The organism is Sphingomonas pituitosa NBRC 102491 (genome assembly GCF_001598435.1).
Lineage (GTDB): Bacteria > Pseudomonadota > Alphaproteobacteria > Sphingomonadales > Sphingomonadaceae > Sphingomonas > Sphingomonas pituitosa.
In genome coordinates this window covers 14331-32180 of sequence record NZ_BCYY01000017.1, presented here as the reverse complement: position 1 = coordinate 32180, position 17850 = coordinate 14331, and the positions used below count along the sequence as shown (strand labels likewise).

Annotated in this window: 17 protein-coding genes; 8 read left to right on the top strand and 9 right to left on the bottom strand. The window is 69.0% G+C overall.

Annotated elements, in window-relative coordinates; all coding sequences use genetic code 11:
- The first annotated feature begins 70 nt into the window (after positions 1–70).
- From SPI01S_RS14235 to SPI01S_RS14215, 5 genes are all read left to right on the top strand, one after another.
- Positions 71–2281 carry a YqhG/Tai3 family protein gene (locus SPI01S_RS14235; protein ID WP_218017617.1) on the top strand — a complete coding sequence of 737 codons (2211 nt, stop codon included), beginning with the start codon at positions 71–73 and terminating at the stop codon, positions 2279–2281.
- Between the two features lie 31 nt (positions 2282–2312).
- A complete protein-coding gene (locus SPI01S_RS14230) occupies positions 2313–2720 on the top strand; it encodes a hypothetical protein (RefSeq protein ID WP_066723737.1) in 408 nt (135 codons plus the stop codon).
- Positions 2721–2812: 92 nt separating this feature from the next.
- Positions 2813–3625 carry a hypothetical protein gene (locus tag SPI01S_RS14225; RefSeq protein WP_066723735.1) on the top strand — a complete coding sequence of 271 codons (813 nt, stop codon included), beginning with the start codon at positions 2813–2815 and terminating at the stop codon, positions 3623–3625.
- 67 nt (positions 3626–3692) lie between these two features.
- Positions 3693–4601, top strand: coding sequence for an ABC transporter ATP-binding protein (locus tag SPI01S_RS14220; RefSeq protein ID WP_066723732.1), 909 nt, complete (start codon positions 3693–3695; stop codon positions 4599–4601).
- Positions 4601–6094 (top strand): ABC transporter permease, encoded by a 1494-nt coding sequence (locus tag SPI01S_RS14215; RefSeq protein ID WP_066723729.1) that lies wholly within the window; start codon positions 4601–4603, stop codon positions 6092–6094. The genes SPI01S_RS14220 and SPI01S_RS14215 overlap by 1 nt, the downstream gene beginning before the upstream one ends.
- Before the next feature lie 297 nt (positions 6095–6391).
- On the opposite strand, the gene SPI01S_RS14210 is transcribed toward SPI01S_RS14215, so the two are convergent.
- Genes SPI01S_RS14210 through SPI01S_RS14200 form a run of 3 tightly spaced genes read right to left on the bottom strand, consistent with a single transcriptional unit; the run spans position 6392 to position 8866 of the window.
- Positions 6392–7291, bottom strand: coding sequence for an NAD(+)/NADH kinase (locus SPI01S_RS14210; protein ID WP_066723727.1), 900 nt, complete (start codon positions 7289–7291; stop codon positions 6392–6394).
- Between the two features lie 7 nt (positions 7292–7298).
- On the bottom strand, positions 7299–8132 hold the full coding sequence (locus tag SPI01S_RS14205; RefSeq protein ID WP_066723724.1) for a band 7 protein: 834 nt from the start codon (positions 8130–8132) through the stop codon (positions 7299–7301).
- A complete protein-coding gene (locus SPI01S_RS14200) occupies positions 8132–8866 on the bottom strand; it encodes an NUDIX hydrolase (protein ID WP_066723932.1) in 735 nt (244 codons plus the stop codon). The genes SPI01S_RS14205 and SPI01S_RS14200 overlap by 1 nt, the downstream gene beginning before the upstream one ends.
- A gap of 77 nt (positions 8867–8943) precedes the next feature.
- On the opposite strand from SPI01S_RS14200, the gene SPI01S_RS14195 reads away from it, so the two are divergent.
- On the top strand, positions 8944–9537 hold the full coding sequence (locus tag SPI01S_RS14195) for a cysteine hydrolase family protein (protein WP_066723721.1): 594 nt from the start codon (positions 8944–8946) through the stop codon (positions 9535–9537).
- 114 nt (positions 9538–9651) lie between these two features.
- On the opposite strand, the gene SPI01S_RS14190 is transcribed toward SPI01S_RS14195, so the two are convergent.
- The 3 genes from SPI01S_RS14190 to SPI01S_RS14180 all read right to left on the bottom strand — a co-directional run bounded on the left by SPI01S_RS14190 (position 9652) and on the right by SPI01S_RS14180 (position 12102).
- A complete protein-coding gene (locus tag SPI01S_RS14190) occupies positions 9652–9894 on the bottom strand; it encodes a hypothetical protein (RefSeq protein ID WP_157084703.1) in 243 nt (80 codons plus the stop codon).
- A gap of 10 nt (positions 9895–9904) precedes the next feature.
- Complete coding sequence (locus SPI01S_RS14185) at positions 9905–11452, bottom strand: hypothetical protein (protein WP_157084702.1); 1548 nt, start codon at positions 11450–11452, stop codon at positions 9905–9907.
- Positions 11453–11607: 155 nt separating this feature from the next.
- On the bottom strand, positions 11608–12102 hold the full coding sequence (locus tag SPI01S_RS14180) for a DUF427 domain-containing protein (protein WP_066723928.1): 495 nt from the start codon (positions 12100–12102) through the stop codon (positions 11608–11610).
- A 447-nt stretch (positions 12103–12549) separates the two neighbouring features.
- Between SPI01S_RS14180 and rsgA the strand changes: the two genes are divergently transcribed.
- Positions 12550–13587: a ribosome small subunit-dependent GTPase A gene (gene rsgA / locus SPI01S_RS14170; protein WP_084253474.1), complete on the top strand. Its 1038-nt coding sequence runs from the start codon at positions 12550–12552 to the stop codon at positions 13585–13587.
- A 23-nt stretch (positions 13588–13610) separates the two neighbouring features.
- Here the strand turns inward: rsgA and SPI01S_RS14165 are convergent, their stop codons facing one another.
- From SPI01S_RS14165 to SPI01S_RS14155, 3 genes are read right to left on the bottom strand one after another with little or no spacing between them, the layout of a single operon-like run.
- Positions 13611–13949: a hypothetical protein gene (locus SPI01S_RS14165; protein ID WP_066723714.1), complete on the bottom strand. Its 339-nt coding sequence runs from the start codon at positions 13947–13949 to the stop codon at positions 13611–13613.
- A 34-nt stretch (positions 13950–13983) separates the two neighbouring features.
- The gene (locus SPI01S_RS14160) at positions 13984–16479 is read right to left on the bottom strand and encodes an ABC transporter permease (protein WP_066723712.1); all 2496 of its coding nucleotides are present in this window, start codon (positions 16477–16479) and stop codon (positions 13984–13986) included.
- A complete protein-coding gene (locus SPI01S_RS14155; RefSeq protein WP_066723710.1) occupies positions 16476–17174 on the bottom strand; it encodes an ABC transporter ATP-binding protein in 699 nt (232 codons plus the stop codon). The genes SPI01S_RS14160 and SPI01S_RS14155 overlap by 4 nt, the downstream gene beginning before the upstream one ends.
- A gap of 50 nt (positions 17175–17224) precedes the next feature.
- Between SPI01S_RS14155 and SPI01S_RS14150 the strand changes: the two genes are divergently transcribed.
- The gene (locus SPI01S_RS14150) at positions 17225–17848 is read left to right on the top strand and encodes an arylesterase (RefSeq protein WP_066723707.1); all 624 of its coding nucleotides are present in this window, start codon (positions 17225–17227) and stop codon (positions 17846–17848) included.
- The last annotated feature ends 2 nt before the right edge of the window (positions 17849–17850 follow it).

Sequence of the window (17850 nt, the reverse complement as noted above, 5' to 3'; positions counted from 1 at the left end):
GCCTGTAGCCGGCGGCCAAGCAACGCCTCCCCCACAGGACCGCCACCGTTCTTCCAGGGGTCCCATGCGCGTGTCCACGCTCCCGCTGCTGCTGATTGCCGCCCTTACCGGCATCGCCCCCTGCGCCGCGAACGCACAGGACGGGACCATGGGGCTCCAGAACGGCTGGCTGGATTATGTCGGCGTCGGCGACAAGCCATCCAGGCCGACGCCCAAGCCGCCAGGAACGCCGCCGCGAGCGCAGGCGCAAACCCCGCAGCGCTTTGTGGACAGCGTCTATCAGGACCTGCGCACGCGCCGAGCGGATTCGTCGCCACGGCGCGCGACGATCTACGATCCGACGCTGCTCGCGTTGATCAGTGCAGCCGATACGGCAGCGAAGGCGCGAGGTGATGACGTCGGCGCAATCGACTTCGAGCCGCTCTGCGGCTGCCAGGACCGCTTCTCCACCTACCGCACGACGTTGCTGCGTTCTGAAGGGGCAGCCGCTCGCGTTCGGGTTGAACTCGGCTTCGCAAACGCGGCAGCGCACCGGACGCTTGTGCTGGTGCTTGTAAAGCGCCCGAATGGCTGGCGGATCGCGGACGTTGAGAACCTGCCGGAAATGCCGAGCCTCAAAGCCCATCTTCGTGCATTGGCTCCGCCCGCCGCGACGCCCCCCAAGGCACAGGCGGCTGCACGACCGAGCCCGGGCGCCCTGCGCCGCTATATCGGGAAATATGCGTCTGATCGGGTCGGTAGCAGTACGTTCCTCTCCAACCCAATCGTTCAGCAACGGGTCAGGGCAATCGTCCCGGACAAGATCGTCCGCGACTCGATCCTGACAGAGGGGGGCCCCACCAGCCCCCTGGAACTCGAGCGCGGGTGGATCGTGTACCAGGCATGTCGCAGCCACGACTGCAACAACCATATCGTCCGGCTTGAGATTGCACCCGACGGGAGCGCTGCAAAGGCATGCTATTTCGACGTCCCCCGGGATGATCCGGACTATCTGAAGCTCGAACGAACGCGCCCGCACTATGCCACCTGGTATGCAGCGCGCGGCAGCTACCAGGTCGAAGGGGATTGCACGAAGTCGGACGGCTCCGGCGAGGTGCCGTCCGCAGCGATCGCCGAGCCCGCCGCCGCACGCCCTCCGATCGCGACGCTGAAGCCCTTCGACCTGGCGCTGGCGAATCCTGCTCCACCGCTTGGCACCGCCGCCGAATGGAGCGGCGTACTCCTGTCAACCGGCGGCGAGAGCAAAACGGTGACGGTCACGCTCAACCAGGCGGGCGGCAAGCTTTCGGGCGCGGCGGCCACGCGCGGACTCCTGGCCGGGTTGTCCCGCAGCTCGCCCGTTACCGGCAAGATCAAGGACGGGGTCTGCACCCTGAAGATCGAAAGCAACAGCTACAAGGGGCGCTGCTCGCAGGCAGGCTTCTGGGGCGCCAGCAGCTTTCTGGGCAGCGCCGAGGGCTTCGCGCTCCTCTATACCGGTGGTGCGGACGCGATCGCCCGCGCCGCACGCGCACGACCGACCCAGCTCTCCTATGCCGGCACGGCGACGTCCCCCAGCGGCTATGTCAGCCGCACCATCTTCGAACTGGCCCAGAATGCGGGCACGCTTTCGGGACGAAATACCAACGACTTCGGCTACCAGCCCGCCACCGGGGCAATGTTCGACGGGAGTTGCGTGCTGCTCAGCGGCAAGACCCTGTCGATCGGCACCTGCGACGAGCGCGGCTTCGCGGGGCAGGAATATCTGCGCGTGGACAAGCCGGAAGCACGGCTGGCTTTGACCGCGGGCACTGCGGCGGAACAGTCGATGCGCGCGGCGATCGCCAACAACCGGGCCGCAATCGCCCAGACCTTGGCACAGGAAGCTGCACTTCAACCGCCACCACCGCCGCCGCAGGTCGTCACGGCCGCCGGACGGGCGCGCTACCTCGTCGAGCCCGGCGGGGGCTGCGGGCCCGAGACGATGCTGCTCAAGGGCTATTGCTTCGATGAAGTGATCGACGCCTTCCACCGGGACCCTGCGAAGCGCGAGATGTCGCTGGTCGCGTCGCGATTCCCGGTGCCGCTCGGCGCCCGGATCGGTCGCGGTGACTATTTCTACGTTCAGGTCACCAAGCGCGACGACGGCAGCTTCTCCGCCGAAAAACGGCTGCGCGGCACGGCGCGCGTGCCCCTTCCGCCGGGCTGCATGTACCAGGGCGCAGGTGATGGCGGGTTCGTGATCGACATCGCCGAAGGGCGCAAGTCGGCCGTCGAGGTCGAGGACTATGTCTGTCGGTGAAGCATCTTCCTCCAGCAAAAGGATTGTCTCGATGCGCTTTCGGATCGCTCTGCTCACCTGTGCCGCAGCCGGACTGCTGATCCTGCCGCCCACGGTGCCCCCGGCCTCGGCCCAGGATACCTTTCCCCCCGGCGGCCAGACCTGCTTCACCACCAACCGCATCATCGAAAAACATGGTTATTACGACAGTTCGCGGCTTGAGATGACGAACAGCTGCACGCAGCCGGTTGAAGCCTTTGTGTGCGTCGCAGCGGTGTATCAACAAGGTAGTCGAAGCTCCTGCGATCCGCAGTTCGGCAGCTATTTTCGCATGCAGCTGGCACCTGGGAAGACACGCATCTTCGGCATATCCAGTTCGGCGCGCGCAGTGTCCTCGGTGCGCGAGTGCCCGATCGGAACACGTATCGCCAGCGGCGTGGGCATGAAGTGTCGCCGATGATGCCGCCGACCGAGGGCATCTTGGACCAGCCGGACGATGGAACCGCGACGGACGACGCGCGGTAGTGGGAAGCCGCCAGAGAGGGACAATATATGAAAGGGCAGATACTGGGCGTAGAGAGCGGATCCGGCATCATCCTTGGCGAAGACGGGCAACGCTATCGCTTCACGCCCCTCGACTGGAAAGACGTGCAGCCGCCGGCCGCGCAGGACCAGGTCGATTTCGTCGCGTTGAGCGGCCAGGCGACGGAAATCTACAGAATGCAGGCGTCCCCGGCCCCCGCATGGTCGGTGCAAGGCCTTGGCCAAGGCACCGCGGGCGGCCGGCTTCCGTCCTTCGCAACCCGCCCGCCGTTCCTGCTGGCGCTGCTGTTGCTGCTTGCCGCGCTCTTCCTCCCCTTTATCGACAACGGCTCCGGCGACGAGAAATGTTGCGCGAGCCTGACCGGAATCTACCAAGTCTATTCCGGCATCGCGGCCGCGCGGACCGCGTCCGACGCCGTCGATCGGCAGTTCGCATCGCTCGACTTTCATCGACAGATTGAACGCCAGCGGGCGCGGAACAATGGTGGCTGGTCGACGATATTCTTTCAGGTCGCACCCTGGCTCGGCTACGCGCTATGGCTCATTCCGTTGGGCGCTGCGGCCGTGATGCTCCGGGAAATCAAAGGGGATCGCAGTCACACGGTGGAGGGCGTCGTAGGGCTGGGGGCGCTGGCCACGCTCCTGCTGATTCCGGCAACCCGCAGCGCTTTCGCGGCGTATGACGATGGCCTTCTTGGCTTTGCGCTGCGAGGTGCCGCCGAAACGCTTGGCTTTGGCTTCGGCGCGTTCGTTGTCGGTGCGTGTGGCGCCGGTCTGGTGTTCACTGCGCTCGATGCGGTGCGACGGCCTTCCCAGGGCTGAGCACAGTCGACTGTTGTAGCCGATCGCTACACCCGCTAGACTTCCGGGCTGGATCGGGGGGTCGGTAATGGATGCGTTGCGCCTGCAGAATGTCGTCAAGCGCTTCGGTGACTTCACGGCGGTGGAGGATCTGAGCTTCTCCGTCGCGGCCGGTGAGGTGTTCGGGTTTCTCGGCGGCAACGGCGCCGGCAAGACGACCTCGCTGCGGATGGTGCTCGACATTCTGCGCCCCGATGCAGGAACCATCGCCGTGCTGGGCCGGGCGCCCGGACGCGGCAACAGCGCGCTGCTCGGCTTCCTGCCCGAGGAGCGCGGCCTCTACCGATCGATGACGGCCATCGACACGATCGTCTATTTCGGGCGGCTGAAGGGCATGGCCGCGGCGGATGCGCGCGCCGAGGGCAAGGTGCTGCTCGAGCGGTTCGGCCTCGCCGCGTTCGCCAAGACATCGGTCGACAAGCTTTCCAAGGGCATGGCGCAGAAGGTCCAGCTGGCGACCGCGGTGGTCAACAAGCCGCAGCTGCTGCTGCTCGACGAGCCCTTTTCCGGCCTCGATCCGGTGAACCAGGGCCTGCTGGAGGACGAGATCGTCCGCGCGGCCAAGGGCGGCGCGGCCGTCGTCTTCTCCACCCATGTCATGCAGCATGCGGAGCGGCTGTGCGATCGCCTGCTGCTGCTCGCCCGCGGGCGCAAGCTGTTCGAAGGCACGCAGGATGCGGCCCGCGCTACGCTGCCGGTCGAGATCCACCTCGCCGCGCAGCGCTCCCCGGAAGGGCTGCCCGGCGTGATCGACGCGCAGCTGCGCGGCAGCGACGGCGCCTGGCAGGAATGGACGGTGCGTCTGCAGCCGGGCCATGATCCCGGCGACCTGCTCGAATATTGCACCGCGCAAGGGGTAACGCTGCGCCGGTTCGAGCAGCGTCGCGCCAGCCTGCACGAGGTTTTTCTCCATATCGTCGGCGGGGAGGCACGCTAATGCTCCAGCATATCATGCTCGTGGCGGCCCGCGAGTTCCGCCAGATCGCGATGACGCGCAGCTTCTGGTTCACCCTGCTGATCCTGCCGGCGGCGTTCGGCTTCGGGCCGGTCTTCTCGCGCTTCCTCGACAAGTCCGATACCGAGACGGTGATGCTGGTCGACCAGTCCGGCGGCACCGTCGGCGCCGCGCTGCGCCAGCGGATCCAGCTGGACGAGCAGCGCGCCGCCCTGGATGCGCTGGCCCGCTATGTCCGCCGGCACGACCTGCAAAAGGCCGCGCCGGATGCGCTTTGGGCGCAGCCGGAGCGCTGGTACAGCGACGCCGATGTCGCACGCTTCACGGCCGAAGGCGGTGTCGAAGGCGCGCGCCGGGCAATCGCCCGCGTTTCGAGAGAGGATGCCGAGGGCTTCAAGGCGCCCGAGGCCGGCTATCGGGTGGTGGAGCCTCCCGCCTCGGTGGTGCGCGCGGCACCGGGCGCGATCGACAAGGCGCTGGAACCGCTGCTCCACCCGGGCGAAAAGTCCCAGGCCAGGCCGATCGACTATGTCGTGCTTATCCCGCGCGACTTCGGCGCCTCGCCGGCGGTCCGCCTCTGGGCCAATGGCGTGCCGCGCGGCGCGTTCGTCGCCAAGCTGCAGACGGTGCTCACCCAGGAGTTGCGCACCCGCTATCTGACCGCGAACGGCCTGCCGCCCCAGGCTGCCGTCGCCGCCAGCGCGATCGGGCCGGCGATCCAGGTGACCACGCCGCCCGAAGGCAGCGGGCGCGAGCGCGTGTTCATCCGCTCGATTCTGCCGCTGGCCTGCGCCTATATCCTGATGATGTCGCTGGTGCTCTCGGGCAGCTGGATGCTGCAGGGCACGGTGGAGGAACGCAGCAACAAGCTGCTGGAGACGGTGCTGGCCTGCGTCTCGCCCAACGAACTGATGTACGGCAAGCTGGTCGGCACCGTCGGGGTAGGCCTGTCGATGATCGTCACCTGGGCGGCCTGCGGCGCCTTCGCCGCCTACGCCACCCACGGCGCCATCGCCGAGCTGATCCGCCCGGCGCTGGCGCCGGTATCGTCGATCGGCAGCGTGGCCGCGATCCTCTACTTCTTCACGGCGGGCTATGTGATGGTGTCGATGCTGTTCCTGGTGATCGGCGCGATGAGCGATTCGATGCGGGACGCGCAGGGCTATCTCACGCCGGTCATCCTCGTGATCATGATGCCGTTCACGCTGCTGGTGCAGGCGGTGCTGCGCGGGGCCGGCGGCGTGGGGGTCGAAGTGCTGACCTGGATCCCACTGTACACGCCCTTCACGGTGCTGGCACGGCTCGGCAGCGGGATCCCGACCTGGGAGGTGCTGGGCTCCGGCGTGACGCTGGCGGCGTTCATCGTCCTGGAAGTCTGGCTGCTGGGCCGCGTGTTCCGCGCCAGCCTGCTTGCAGGCGGCGGGAAGCGGAGCCTGGGCCAGATCGCGGCCCTGATGCGGCGCGCCGACGCCTGAGCGCGGCATGGAACGGCGTCAGGCGAAGAGCTTCGCCGATGCCCGCGAGCGACCACAGAATGATTTCGCTCGAGCCACGAGCGTTCTTCACGGCGCCGAAGGACGCCATGAAGCGAGGCTCGAGGATCAAGCGCATTCCGGAGGCGGGATGATTGCGGATCGGGATGCCTCGCGGGCGACCAGCTTGGCCTTCGATACGGCATCGAAGCCGCAAGCCTTGGCGATGGTCGGGTTGGAAAGCGTAGACCCGTTGGTGCGGACAAGGCGCGGGCGGAATGCGGGCGGCAGCGCTTTCCTTCAGCCTCCTGCCACCACGAGGCGCAGCGCATCCGCAGCCGGCGCGACCGACACGCGGCGGCCCCAGTCGAAGCCGAGAAAATCCTGCTCCATCCCGTCGGCGAAGATCAGGCCGCCGTCGTTCATCCGGGAGGTGACCTGCAGCCTGCCCTCGGCAAGCTTGCCGGCGCGGATCGACGTGCCGGTGGCGATACTCGGGAAGGGCTCACGGACGAAATAGGCGATGGCGCGCTCCTCGGGCGTCAGCGGAAGCTGCGTGCCGGTCGCCTCCATGATGGAGCGCGCCCAGCCGGTCGCGCCGGTTCCCGAGGCGACGATCAGGCCGCTCGAGCTCTGGTCTTCCCCTGCCCCGCCAACCGCGATGCTGTAGCGCGCCGACTGATGGCTGCGATGGCCGATGAACACCTCGTTGAGCGCCAGCAGCCGTTCGCCGGTATCGAGCCGCGCCTCCACCATGGTCCGGTGCTCGATCGGCGCCTTCCCAGCGGCGCCGGCGCGCAGCAGCTCAGGCAAATGGCGCAGGTCCACCCGCACCAGTACGCCATCGTACAGATCGGGCGCGGGGTTCACGCCGAGCACCGGCTGCCCGGTCAGGTATTTGGCGACATTCGCGACCAGCCCGTCCTGCCCCACCGGCACGATCACGTCCTCGGGACCGAACAGGAACCGGTCGAGATCCGGGCGGCGGACATGCGCCTGCCGCCAGTCGCCCGGCACCGCAAGCCGCGCCTGCTTCAGCGCGTCGTGTAGCTGGCGGTCGCGCTCTTCAAGCACTTCAATCCGCTGGCCGCGCGTCTCCAGGAAGAAGCGGGCCTGCTCGCGCGTGGCATGGCGCGCGAGCAGCAGTTCATAGTCAGTCTCGCGGGTGACGAACACCGCGCGGGGGCTGTTGGTCGGCATCGCCCCCTCACTTCGCCGGCAGCGCGGGCGCGACGCGGCGGAACTCGCCGAGCAATGTCGCCAGCAGGTCCGGCGTGACGTTCAGATGCTCGATCGTGTCGAGCTTGCCCGCCAGATCGCGCGCGGCGAGCCCCAGCAGCACCGCCGGCGGCAGGTCGCGATAGACCGCCATGTGCGCCAGCTCCGCCTCGGCCTTGGCGCTTTCAACCGCGCGGATGCGCTCCGCCTCGGCGGCGGTCTCGACCTGTTGCGCTTCGGCGACACCGGCGGCGCGCGCACGGGCGTTCGCTGCTTCCTCGGCGATCAGCTGCTGTTCGCGGCGGGCGAGCTCGGTGCGGTTGGCGAGCTCGTTCTCGGCGATCGCCCGCTCCTTCTCCACCGCCAGCGCGCGGCGCTCGAAGGTCGCCTGGTCGGCCTTTTGCTGGAGCGCTTCGAAGGTCGGCGTCTGCACCCGCGCCTGCGCCAGATATTGCAGCACCGCCTGGTTGACGAGCCCGGCAAGCCGCGTCTCGATCCGCTGGATCGGCTCGGCCGTCCAGCTGCCGCTGTTCAGGCCGATGGTGAAGTCGACGCGCGCGGCGAGCAGCTCCGGATCGGCGACCCGCCAGGTCAGCGTGCCCTGCACCGCCACCGTCTGGAAATCCTGGCTGCGGCCTTTGACGAACAGCGCCATCTCGCGATCGTCCATCGGCAGCTCGGCAATGCTGGCAGTTTCCGGCCGGAACCAGAAGACGAGCCCCCGCCCGCTCTGGCGGACCCTCCCCTTGCGATAGCGGATCACATGGCTGCTCGCGTCCGCGCGTAACTGGGCGACGAACGGGAAGTTGCGAACCTGGGCCATCATGCGTCTCCTTCTGGATTGCGATACCGGTAGAGTTCGGCCGGCCGGAACGACGCGCCGGTCTCGCGTTCGCCGGTCGCCTCCAGCCAGCCGCGATCGAGCATGCGGCGGCGAAAGGCCGGCTTGTTGAGCTTGGTGTCGAGGATCGCCTCATAGACGTCCTGCAGCGCGCGGAGCGTGAACCGCTCAGGCAGAAGCGCGAAGGCGATGCCCGAATAATCGAGCTTGCCGCGCAGCCGGCGGACGGCGAGGCTGAGCATCGCGCCGTGATCGAAAGCGAGCGGGAGCGGATCCTCCTCGCCGATCCGCGCCTCGACCGGGCCGCCCGTCTCGCCGGACCACGGCACGGTGAGTTCCGCCAGCGCCAGCTCGGGCGCGGCCTTCAGCGCAGCGGCGAAGCGATCGGCGGGCAGCAGCGCGAAATAGCCGACGCTGATGATGCGCGTGCGCGGATCACGCTCGACCGCCCCGAAGGTGTAGAGCTGTTCGACATAGGCGTCCGCCATCCGTGCCTTCGCGGCAAGGATCCGGTGCGCCGCCTCGTCGAGGCTCTCCCCAATCCCGACAAAGCCACCGGGCAGCGCCCAGGCACCGGCGAAGGGCGGCTGGTCGCGTCGTGTCAGCAGCACCGCCGGTGCGCCGTCGACCACGCTCATCAGGATGAGGTCGACCGCCACCGACGGACGTTCATAGGCGGCGGCGTCATAGGTTTCGAGAAAGGCTGCTTCGTCCATCGACTCGACCTTATATGCGTTATGCACTTTACTTATGCGCGGATTGCATATATGTCAAACGGACAAGGAGACAGACCATGCAGCGCTTCATCGTGGTGGTGGATACCCAGGCCGACTTCATGCACGCCGATGGCGCGCTGGCGGTGGACGGCGCCGAGACGCTGATCGGGCCGATGCAGGCCTGGCTGGCGGCGCTCGATCCGGCGGAAACGGCGGGCGTTCTGTTTACCTTCGACACCCACCTCGCCGACAGCTACCCGGGGTCTGCCGAAGCCGAGCAATTCCCGATCCACTGCGTACGGGGCACGCCAGGCTGGCAAAATGTGCTCGACGCGAATGCCATAGCGCCGGGCATTCCAACGTACCGGATCGAGAAGGGCGTGTTCGACATGTGGGCGGAGCCCGATTTGGTGATCGAGGCGATCGGGACCGGCGAAACTGAGGCTCGCGACGCGTTCTTTGCAGGCTTGCGGGCGGGTGGCATCGAGCAGGTCACCGTGATCGGCGTCGCCGCCGACTATTGTGTCCGGTGGGCAATCGACGGGCTTGTTGCGCGGGATTTTGCCGTGGAGGTGCCGCCCGAACTGACCCGGGGGATTGCACGGCAGATCGGGCAGGTCGTCGCGGAAGCGTTTGCGGACGCGCCCGTGCGATTGGCGACCAACGGTTGAAGTCCCAGAGGCAGGTCCGCAATACCGGCCGGGTCGGGTGCTCACTGCCCTGTCAAAGAAGCGATCTCCCCGCGCGTCCTGACCGGCGCCCTGTGAACCGCCTCGGGGCGGGGCTCAGCCCTGCGCGCTCCCGCGCTCATAGGCGGTCTTGTCCACCTCGCGTCCGCTCAGGATCGCATCGTTGAAGATGCGATGGTCGTGCGGCACCTCGACGTCGAAATCCTGCCCCACGAACTTCATGTGCACGGTGCGGCGGCGATGGTCCCAGTGGAAGAACGCTTCCTCGAACGGCTCGAACAGGTAGCGGTCCCGTTCCTGGAAGAAGTCGCCCTTCTCCATAGTCATGACTCCAGTCATCCGTCGTTCCTCAGCGGAAATGGGCATAATAAGCGCGGCTCTCGGCGGCAATGGCCTTCGCCTGCGCGGAATCGGGGGGCAGCGCCCGCCACTGTTCGTAGAGTTCATGGCCGCGCCCGCCCGGCACGCCGGCTTCGCGGGCGATCGCCTGGTAGGTGGCATCCCCCAGGATCGCGCGGGCGTTGCCGGCACTTTCCTTGGCGAAGATCATCTTCGCGGTATTGACCTGAATCTCGGCGGTGAGACCGCTCTTGGTGACGATGGTCGCGTTGATACCGCTATAGCCGAGCGGATCGCCGGCCGCGGCGACGGTCTTCACCTTGGCACCGGCGGCCTCCAGCCGCGACACCACCCGCCCGATGTCCTTGGCATCGACGATGATCGTGTTGCGCACCAGGTCCTTGATCCGGCTCGCATCGCCCGCGTAATCCGCCATGATCTTCTCGATCGCGCGACCTTCGCTCTTGACGGGCGCCTTGGCGACCCGGCCGCCGAACGCGCCGGCAATGCTGTCCGCCAGGGCATCGACCTCGGCCTTGGCGGCAGGCGCGCGCTGGAGCATGGTCTGCAGGGCGCTGCTCGCAACCGCGCGCCGCGCCGTCGTTGCCTCCACGCCGCTGATGCCACCGCTCTTTTGCAGGCCCGCGATGTCGCCCAGCGTGAGCCTGCCCTCGCGCGCGAGGGCCCCGACGCCATCGGGCGCTTTGCGGGCCGCGGCAACCAGCTCGGGCAGGCGTCCGGCCACCCGCGCTTCGGCAACGAGCTCCGCCGTCCTGCCAGCGTGCCGAGCGGCGGTGAACAGCGTGTCGAGCTTGCCGGCCTTGGCCGCCTCGGCGAAGGTCTTGCCGATCGTGCCCGCGCGTGCCGCCAGATTCAGCGCCTCGCCGGCCTTCGCGACCGTCGCGAACTTGCTGACGGGTACGACCATGGCCGCGACCTCGAAGGTCGCGCGGCCGGTGATCTTGCCCCACCATTCGGCCTCGGCGGCAGGCCCCCTGGCGGCCGCAGCAGCATGATCGGCCTTCAGGCCGTCCCAGTTCGCAGCGATCCAGCCCTTCACGTCGTTGCCGAGCTTCGCCGGATCATGGGCGACCTCACGCATATAGCCGGTGATCGCGCCACCGATGGCCGCCCCCTGATCGGTCACGCGGCTCGCATCGGGTGCCCAGGACGGCACCTCGCCCAGCACGCCGATCCGCTGCGCCCCTTCGACCAGCCACCCGGCGGGGCCGGCATTATAGGCGGTCTTCGCGAGGCCCCAGACACCTTCCACGAGAGACTTTCCGCCTTCAAAGATGCCCTGCCGCATGCCCGCCTGGAACGATGCGACGGAGCGCGGGTCGTCGAGAATGCGCTGGAGGCTCTGCCCCCAGTCCGTGCCGGTGCCCGCGCCCGACTGGCGCAGTCCCGCAGCCAATACCGGGCGGGCCGCATGCAGGATCAATCCGTCGGGCGAGGCCCAGCGCATCACCTCGGCAGCCCAATCGGGCGGGCTCGGCGGTGACAGCCCGATTCCGGCGGACGCTCCTGCAGCGAGAGACGAGCCTATCGATGTCATCGCGGAACTCCTTTGATCGCGCGACGATCATGCGGTGTCTCGCGTGCCCCTGCCATCATCGATTCGATTAGATGGCAGGGCCGCGTGGGGAGAAGGTCTGCCTGGCTTGCACCCACGTCACGGGCAAGACGTTCGCCATCGCTGCTCTTACGGCGTCACCACCCCCGGCTGCCGGGCACGCCCTTGAACGGCCCCACCACGCGCGATGTGATCCAGCCCCCATAAAAGTCCCCCGGCTGCGGGATCACAACTTCCCCGTCGACGCGGCAGCGATCGAAGGGCGCTGCATAGAAGGCGACATGATCGCGCAAGGCGGCGAAGCCCGGCGTGGGATCGGCGTAGCTCCAGCCGACCCGGGGCAGCACGATATCGCCGACGACCACGTCCCAATAGCCGGCCGTTCCCTTCCACTCGCAGAAGGAGCTGCCGGCGGCACGACGCAGCACGCCCTCGGCGATATCGGCGCGGGGGATGTAATAGCTCGGCGGGTGGCTCGTCTCGATCGTGCGGATCGCCGACCGCGTGTCTGCCAGGATCCGACCGTGATGCTCGATCTGGATATGGGCGTCGATCGCCTGCGCGACGGCGGGGCGAGGAAAGTCCCACACGCTTTCCTGGCCCGGGCCGACCGGATCGGGGCGCGGCCTCACGGCCGGACCTTGGCGTTGGCGGGCCTCATGCGCGGGAGCCTCCATTCGAATGTGGGCCAATATTTACAACACGATACTAGCCCATGGCTGGGGAAGGCGCGAGCTGCTCCAAGGGGCACCGGGAAACCGATCCACCGGAACGGAGCGCGCACGAATGGCGCGGGGCAACCGGGCCCCTGCACGCGTATCTCCTGCCGGCCGGCTAGCCGTGCAGGACGGATCCGTGTAGCAATGCGGCTGCGGTCCCGAGCGTTTTGCCCGGATCGGACCGGGACTTCTGGAGAGAACGACATAGCACGCAAACCCAATTATGACTTCGAACGCCGTGAGCGCGAGCGCAACAAGGCAGCGGAGGCCGCGAAGAAGGCGCAAGCCAAGGCAGAGAAGCGCGCTGCCGGGCAGGGAACGGCCGACGAGGTGGAGTCCGCCGACCCGCAGGCCGGATAGGTGTCGACCGACACGACCGATTCCACGCTTGCGCAGCTCGGCTGGAAAGCCTTTTTCAGCGACCAGCTTTCCGCCGAGCAGCGCCTCGAATGCCAGCCCGTCCGCGTGCTTTCGGTGCATCGCGGAAGAGTGACCGTCCTGGGCGAGGGGTTCGAGGATTCGATTGCCTCCACCCTGCCCACTCCGGGCGGCCCGGAGGATCGCCCCACGGTCGGCGACTGGCTGCTGATCGACCGGGCAACCCGAAGCCTGGTGCGCATTCTCGATCGGACGAGCCTGTTCAAGCGGCCGGCGCCGGGCGACGATCGCCGGGTGCAGCTGATCGCCGCCAACGTCGATACGCTGTTCATCGTCACCTCCTGCAACGAGGATTTCAACGTCGCGCGGATCGAGCGCTATCTCGTGCTGGCGCGCGAAGTCGGAGCGCGTCCGGTCGTCGTCCTCACCAAGGCCGATCTGACGGCGACGCCGGAGCGCTTCGTTGCCGAAGCACGCGCGCTGCAGGCAGGCCTGCACGTCGAAGTGCTGGACGGCCGCGATCCGGCGCAGGCGGCCCGTCTCGCGGGCTATTGCGGCCTGGGCGAAACCGTCGCGCTGGTCGGATCGTCCGGCGTCGGCAAGTCGACGCTGGTCAACACGCTGCGCGGTTCGGACAGCATCGCGACCCAGGCCGTCCGCGCGGACGACGGCAAGGGCCGGCATACCACCACCGTCCGCGAGATGCATCGCCTCGGCGGTGGCGTGAACGGGGGCGGCTGGCTCGTCGATACGCCCGGCATGCGCGAGCTGCAGATGGCCGACGTCGCGACCGGCGTGACCGAAGTCTTCGACGACGTGACCGCCGTAGCGCTCGAATGCCGATTCACGAATTGCAGCCATCTCGATGCACCCGGATGCGCTATCGGTGCCGCCATCGCGGAAGGAACGCTCGACCCTGCGCGCGTGCAACGCTGGCGCAAGCTAGCCCGGGAGGATGGCGAGAATAGCGGCCCGCCCGGGCTTCGCCGCTCCCGCAAGCAGGGCGGCAAGAGGCGCTGACGGCGTGACCCGCGTGACGCGGATCAGCGCTGCTTCTTGGCGGTGGTCGCGGTGAAATCGGGATCCTTGTTCGCCACCCAGTCGACGAACTTTCGGACGTTGGGGTTCGCCAGCAATGCTTCGACGTCGGTGCCGTGGCGCTGCAGTTCGGCGTTGGTGAAGTTGGCGATCAGCGTCTGCTGGCAGATCGCATGCATCGGCACGACATCGCGCCCGCCGCGGCTCTTCGGCACCGGATGGTGCCAGACGGTCGTCTTGCCCATCGGTCGGCCGCACAGCCAGCACAACACCGGCGCTTCGGGCGGCTCCTCCGCACGGAGCAACTCGCCATAGGGGTCTTTCTTCGACTGTCTGCGGTTCATGGGCAGCGCTCCTACCCGCTTTGGCGACCCGCCGCTACAGGTCGCGCAGCGCCGCGGCGGGCCGGGCACGCAGGGCGGGCAGGCTGCCGACGATCCCCATGCCGAGCGTCGCTGCGACGGCGGCCGCCACCGTCGCGGCGACGATGTCCCAGCGCGGCGCCCAGGCGATGGCGAACACCTGGGTCACGACATACCATCCCGCGCCCGTGCCGACGCCGACCGCCACCAGCACCAGGGCGGCGGCGAGCATGGCATATTCCAGCGCCTGTGCGCCCAGCACCTGGCGGCGGCTGCCGCCGAGCAGCTTGAGGATCACCGCATCGTAGCGCCGCGCGCGGGCCGAGGCGGAGACCGCGCCGATCAGCACCGCGATGCCCGCCGCCACCGTCACCGCCGCCGCCGCGCGGATCGCCACCGCGACCTGGCCGAGCACCGCGCCGAGCTGGCCGATGACGTCGCCGACGCGGATCAGCGTGACGGAAGGGAGCGCGGTTCCCACGCTGCGCATCACCGCGCCGTCGCGCCCGGGGTCTGCGTAGACGCTGGCGAGCAGGCCGTGCGGCGCCTCCTCGATATAGCCGGGCGAGAAGACGATGGCGAAGTTGAGCCCGAGCCCGCCCCAGTCGATCTTGCGCAATGCCGCGATCCGCGCCGGCACGTCGACGCCGAGCACCGAGACGGTGATGCTGTCGCCCACCTTCAGGCCCAGCGCGGCAGCCGCCTTGTCTTCCAGCGAGACGAGCGGGGGGCCGCGATAGTCCGCCGGCCACCAACGTCCGGCGACGACCGTGTTGCGGGGCGGGAGCGTGGCCGACCAGGTGAGGGTGCGGTCGCCGCGCAGCACCCAGGCGCCTTCGGGCAGCGTCTTCATGTCGGCGACCCGCTGGCCGCGCAGCGCGACGACCGATCCGCGCAGCGACGGCAGCGTTTCGATCGTGGCACCCGGCGCAACGCTCCGGACAGCCTGGGAGAAGGTCGCGGCATCCTCCGGTTGCAAATCGATCGCGAAGAAGCGCGGGGCCTTGGCCGGTGCGGCATTGCGCAGTTCGGCGGCAAGGCTGGCATCGATCACCGCCAGCGCGACGAACAGCGAGAAGCCCAGGCCCAACGCGACCACCAGCCGATCGGTCTGCGCGCCGGGCCGATGCAGGTTGGCGATCGCCAGCCGCAGGAGCGGCGTGCGCGCCCGGGGCAGTTTCGAAGCGGCGAACCGGATGGCGAGGCCGAAGCTCCACAACAGCCCGATGAGCGCCGCCACCGCACCGACAAAGCCCAGCGCGAGCAGCCGGTCCGACGCGGTCAGGACGGCAAGCGCGACCAGCGCCGCCACCAGCAATGCCATCAGGCCCAGCACGATCGCCGACGGCCTGCGCCCGATGCCGAGCGCGTCGCGCAGCAAGGTCGCCGCCGGCACGTCGCGCGCCCGGGCGAGCGCCGGCAGCGCGAACAGCAACGCCACCAGCAGCGCCAGCGCCGCGGCGGTGGCTAGCGGCAGCGGATAGAGTCCAAGGCGCGGCGGCACCGGCAGCGCCGCGCCGACGAAGCGGGTCAGCAGCCAGGGCACGGCCGCGCCGACCAGCAGGCCGCTGCCGATCCCGAGCGCCGAGACTGCCCCAAGTTGCGTAAGGAAGATCGCCGCGATCGTCCGCGAGGTCGCGCCCAACACCTTGAGCGTCGCGATGATCCGGGTCTTGCCCGCCAGATAGGCGGCGACGCCGCTCCCCACGCCGACGCCGGCAATGGCGAGCGCGGCGAGCCCGACCAGCATCAGGAACTGGCCGAACTGGTCGATCCCGCGCCGCAGCCCGCCCGCTGCGCGGTCGCTGGTCCGCGCCGTCCAGCCCGCGCCGCCCAGGCGGACGAGCAGGCGCTTCTGCACCTCGGCTGCGTCCGCAGGCTTCGCGAGCGCGATGCGATAATGGCTTTCGTACAGGCTGCCGGGTTGCACCAGCGCGGTCGCGTCGAGTCCGGCAAGGTCGACCAGCGCCGGCGGCCCGAGCGTGAACCCCGCGCCGAGCCGATCGGGTTCCTCGGCGATGATCCCGATCACCCGCAGCCATGCCGAGCCCAGCCGCACGCGGTCGCCGGGTTTCACGCCCAGCCGATCGGCCGTCGCCGCCGCGATCGCGATCTCGCGACCCTGGGGGCGGCCGGACAGCGCCCCCGTCGCGAGCCGGAAGCGCCCGACCAGCGGCCATGCCGCGTCGGTCCCGCGCAGATCGATCAGCATCGCGGGGCTGTCGGCGCTTTTCCGCAGCATCGCGCGCATCGACACCGTCTCGGACACGCGGCCCGCTTCTGCGAAGGCGGCAAGCTCCGCCACCGTGGCGCGGCGCTGCGAGACGGTGAATTCGACATCGCCGCCCAGGATCTGCCGCCCGTTCGCGTCGAGCGCAGCGATCATGCTGGCGGCGAGGCTGCCGATCCCGGCCAGCGCGGCGGTGCCGAGGAAGAGGCAGGCGATCAGCAGCACCAGCCCGCGCCCGCCGCGGCGCAGGTCGCGCAGCGCCAGCCGCCAGGCGATGCTCATGCGCGCTGCCGATCGGTGGCGATGCGCCCGTCGGCGAGCGTGACGACCCGCGCGCACCGCCCCGCCAGGGCGGGATCGTGGGTGATGACGAACAGTGTCGTCGCGCTGGCAGCATGCCGCGCGAACAGCAGGTCCATGATCGCGGCACCGGTGGCGGTATCGAGATTGCCGGTGGGTTCGTCGGCGAACAACAGGGCCGGGCCGCCGACCAGCGCCCGGGCGATCGCTACCCGCTGCTGCTCGCCGCCGGAGAGCTGCGCGGGATAGTGGCCGGTCCGGTGCGCGAGGCCGACGGCGGCGAGCTCGGCTTCGGCGCGGGGGAACGCGTCGCGCGCGCCGGCCAGTTCCAGCGGCACCGCGACATTTTCCAGCGCGGTCATCGTCGGCAGCAGGTGGAAGGCCTGCAGCACGATGCCGATGCGGCCGCGCCGCGCGACGGCGAGCGCATCCTCGTCCAGCGCCGTGAAGTCCAGTCCGGCGACCGAGACGGTGCCACCGCTCGGGCGTTCCAGCCCGGCGAGCACCGCCATCAACGACGATTTGCCCGATCCCGAGGGCCCGAGCAGCGCAACACTTTCGCCGGCGGACACGCGCAGGTCGATCCCGCGGAGAATCTCCACCCGGGCGGGGGCCCTGCCCAGCGACAGCGAAACGTTGCGCGCGTCGATCAGCGCGCTATCGGAGGGGGATGCCATGGTCACGCCCGAAGCGATATGGAGGGTTGCGGGGGATTGTCCATCTCGCGATGCTCTCGGTCCTCGTATTTGCGCCGAGCGCCGATGCCGCGCCGCGCGCACCGGTGATCTGGGCGTTCGGGGATAGCCTCAGCGCCGGCTATGGCCTCCCCCCTGCCCTGGGGTTCACCGCCAGGCTGGAAGCGGCGTTGCGTCGGGCAGGCGTAAAGGCGACGGTGCGCAACGGCGGCGTCGCCGGCGACACGGCCGCGCAGGCCCGCGCCCGCTTGCGGTGGGGGCTGCGCGGATTGGGAACGACGCCCGATCTCGTCATTGTCGAGCTCGGCGCGAACGACATGCTCCGCGGCCTTCCGGTGGCGCAGACCAGGGCCAATCTCGATGCGATCCTCACCGAATTGCATAATCGGCGCATCCCTGTGCTGCTCGCCGGCATGCGCGCCGCGCCCAATCTGGGGCCGGAATATGTGGGCGCCTTTGACGGCATCTACCCCGCGCTCGCCAGGAAGCACGGCGTCGCGCGCTACCCGTTCTTCCTCGACGGGGTGGCCGGCAATCGCGCGCTGCTCCAGGCGGATGGGATGCACCCGAATGCTCGGGGCGTCGAGGTCATCGTCGGCCGCATCGTGGCTGGCGTGCGCAAGGCGTTGCGCGGGCAGGCGGCGCGCGGAGGATGACC

Coding starts and splice junctions, on each gene's coding strand:
- SPI01S_RS14195 (WP_066723721.1), top strand. CDS start 8,944: ATGCAGCGCTTCATCGTGGTGGTGGATACCCAGGCCGACTTCATGCAC.
- SPI01S_RS14210 (WP_066723727.1), bottom strand. CDS start 7,291: ATGCCGACCAACAGCCCCCGCGCGGTGTTCGTCACCCGCGAGACTGAC.
- SPI01S_RS14205 (WP_066723724.1), bottom strand. CDS start 8,132: ATGGCCCAGGTTCGCAACTTCCCGTTCGTCGCCCAGTTACGCGCGGAC.
- SPI01S_RS14215 (WP_066723729.1), top strand. CDS start 4,601: ATGCTCCAGCATATCATGCTCGTGGCGGCCCGCGAGTTCCGCCAGATC.
- SPI01S_RS14155 (WP_066723710.1), bottom strand. CDS start 17,174: ATGGCATCCCCCTCCGATAGCGCGCTGATCGACGCGCGCAACGTTTCG.
- SPI01S_RS14150 (WP_066723707.1), top strand. CDS start 17,225: ATGCTCTCGGTCCTCGTATTTGCGCCGAGCGCCGATGCCGCGCCGCGC.
- SPI01S_RS14160 (WP_066723712.1), bottom strand. CDS start 16,479: ATGAGCATCGCCTGGCGGCTGGCGCTGCGCGACCTGCGCCGCGGCGGG.
- SPI01S_RS14200 (WP_066723932.1), bottom strand. CDS start 8,866: ATGGACGAAGCAGCCTTTCTCGAAACCTATGACGCCGCCGCCTATGAA.
- SPI01S_RS14230 (WP_066723737.1), top strand. CDS start 2,313: ATGCGCTTTCGGATCGCTCTGCTCACCTGTGCCGCAGCCGGACTGCTG.
- SPI01S_RS14190 (WP_157084703.1), bottom strand. CDS start 9,894: ATGACTGGAGTCATGACTATGGAGAAGGGCGACTTCTTCCAGGAACGG.
- SPI01S_RS14165 (WP_066723714.1), bottom strand. CDS start 13,949: ATGAACCGCAGACAGTCGAAGAAAGACCCCTATGGCGAGTTGCTCCGT.
- SPI01S_RS14220 (WP_066723732.1), top strand. CDS start 3,693: ATGGATGCGTTGCGCCTGCAGAATGTCGTCAAGCGCTTCGGTGACTTC.
- SPI01S_RS14185 (WP_157084702.1), bottom strand. CDS start 11,452: ATGACATCGATAGGCTCGTCTCTCGCTGCAGGAGCGTCCGCCGGAATC.
- SPI01S_RS14225 (WP_066723735.1), top strand. CDS start 2,813: ATGAAAGGGCAGATACTGGGCGTAGAGAGCGGATCCGGCATCATCCTT.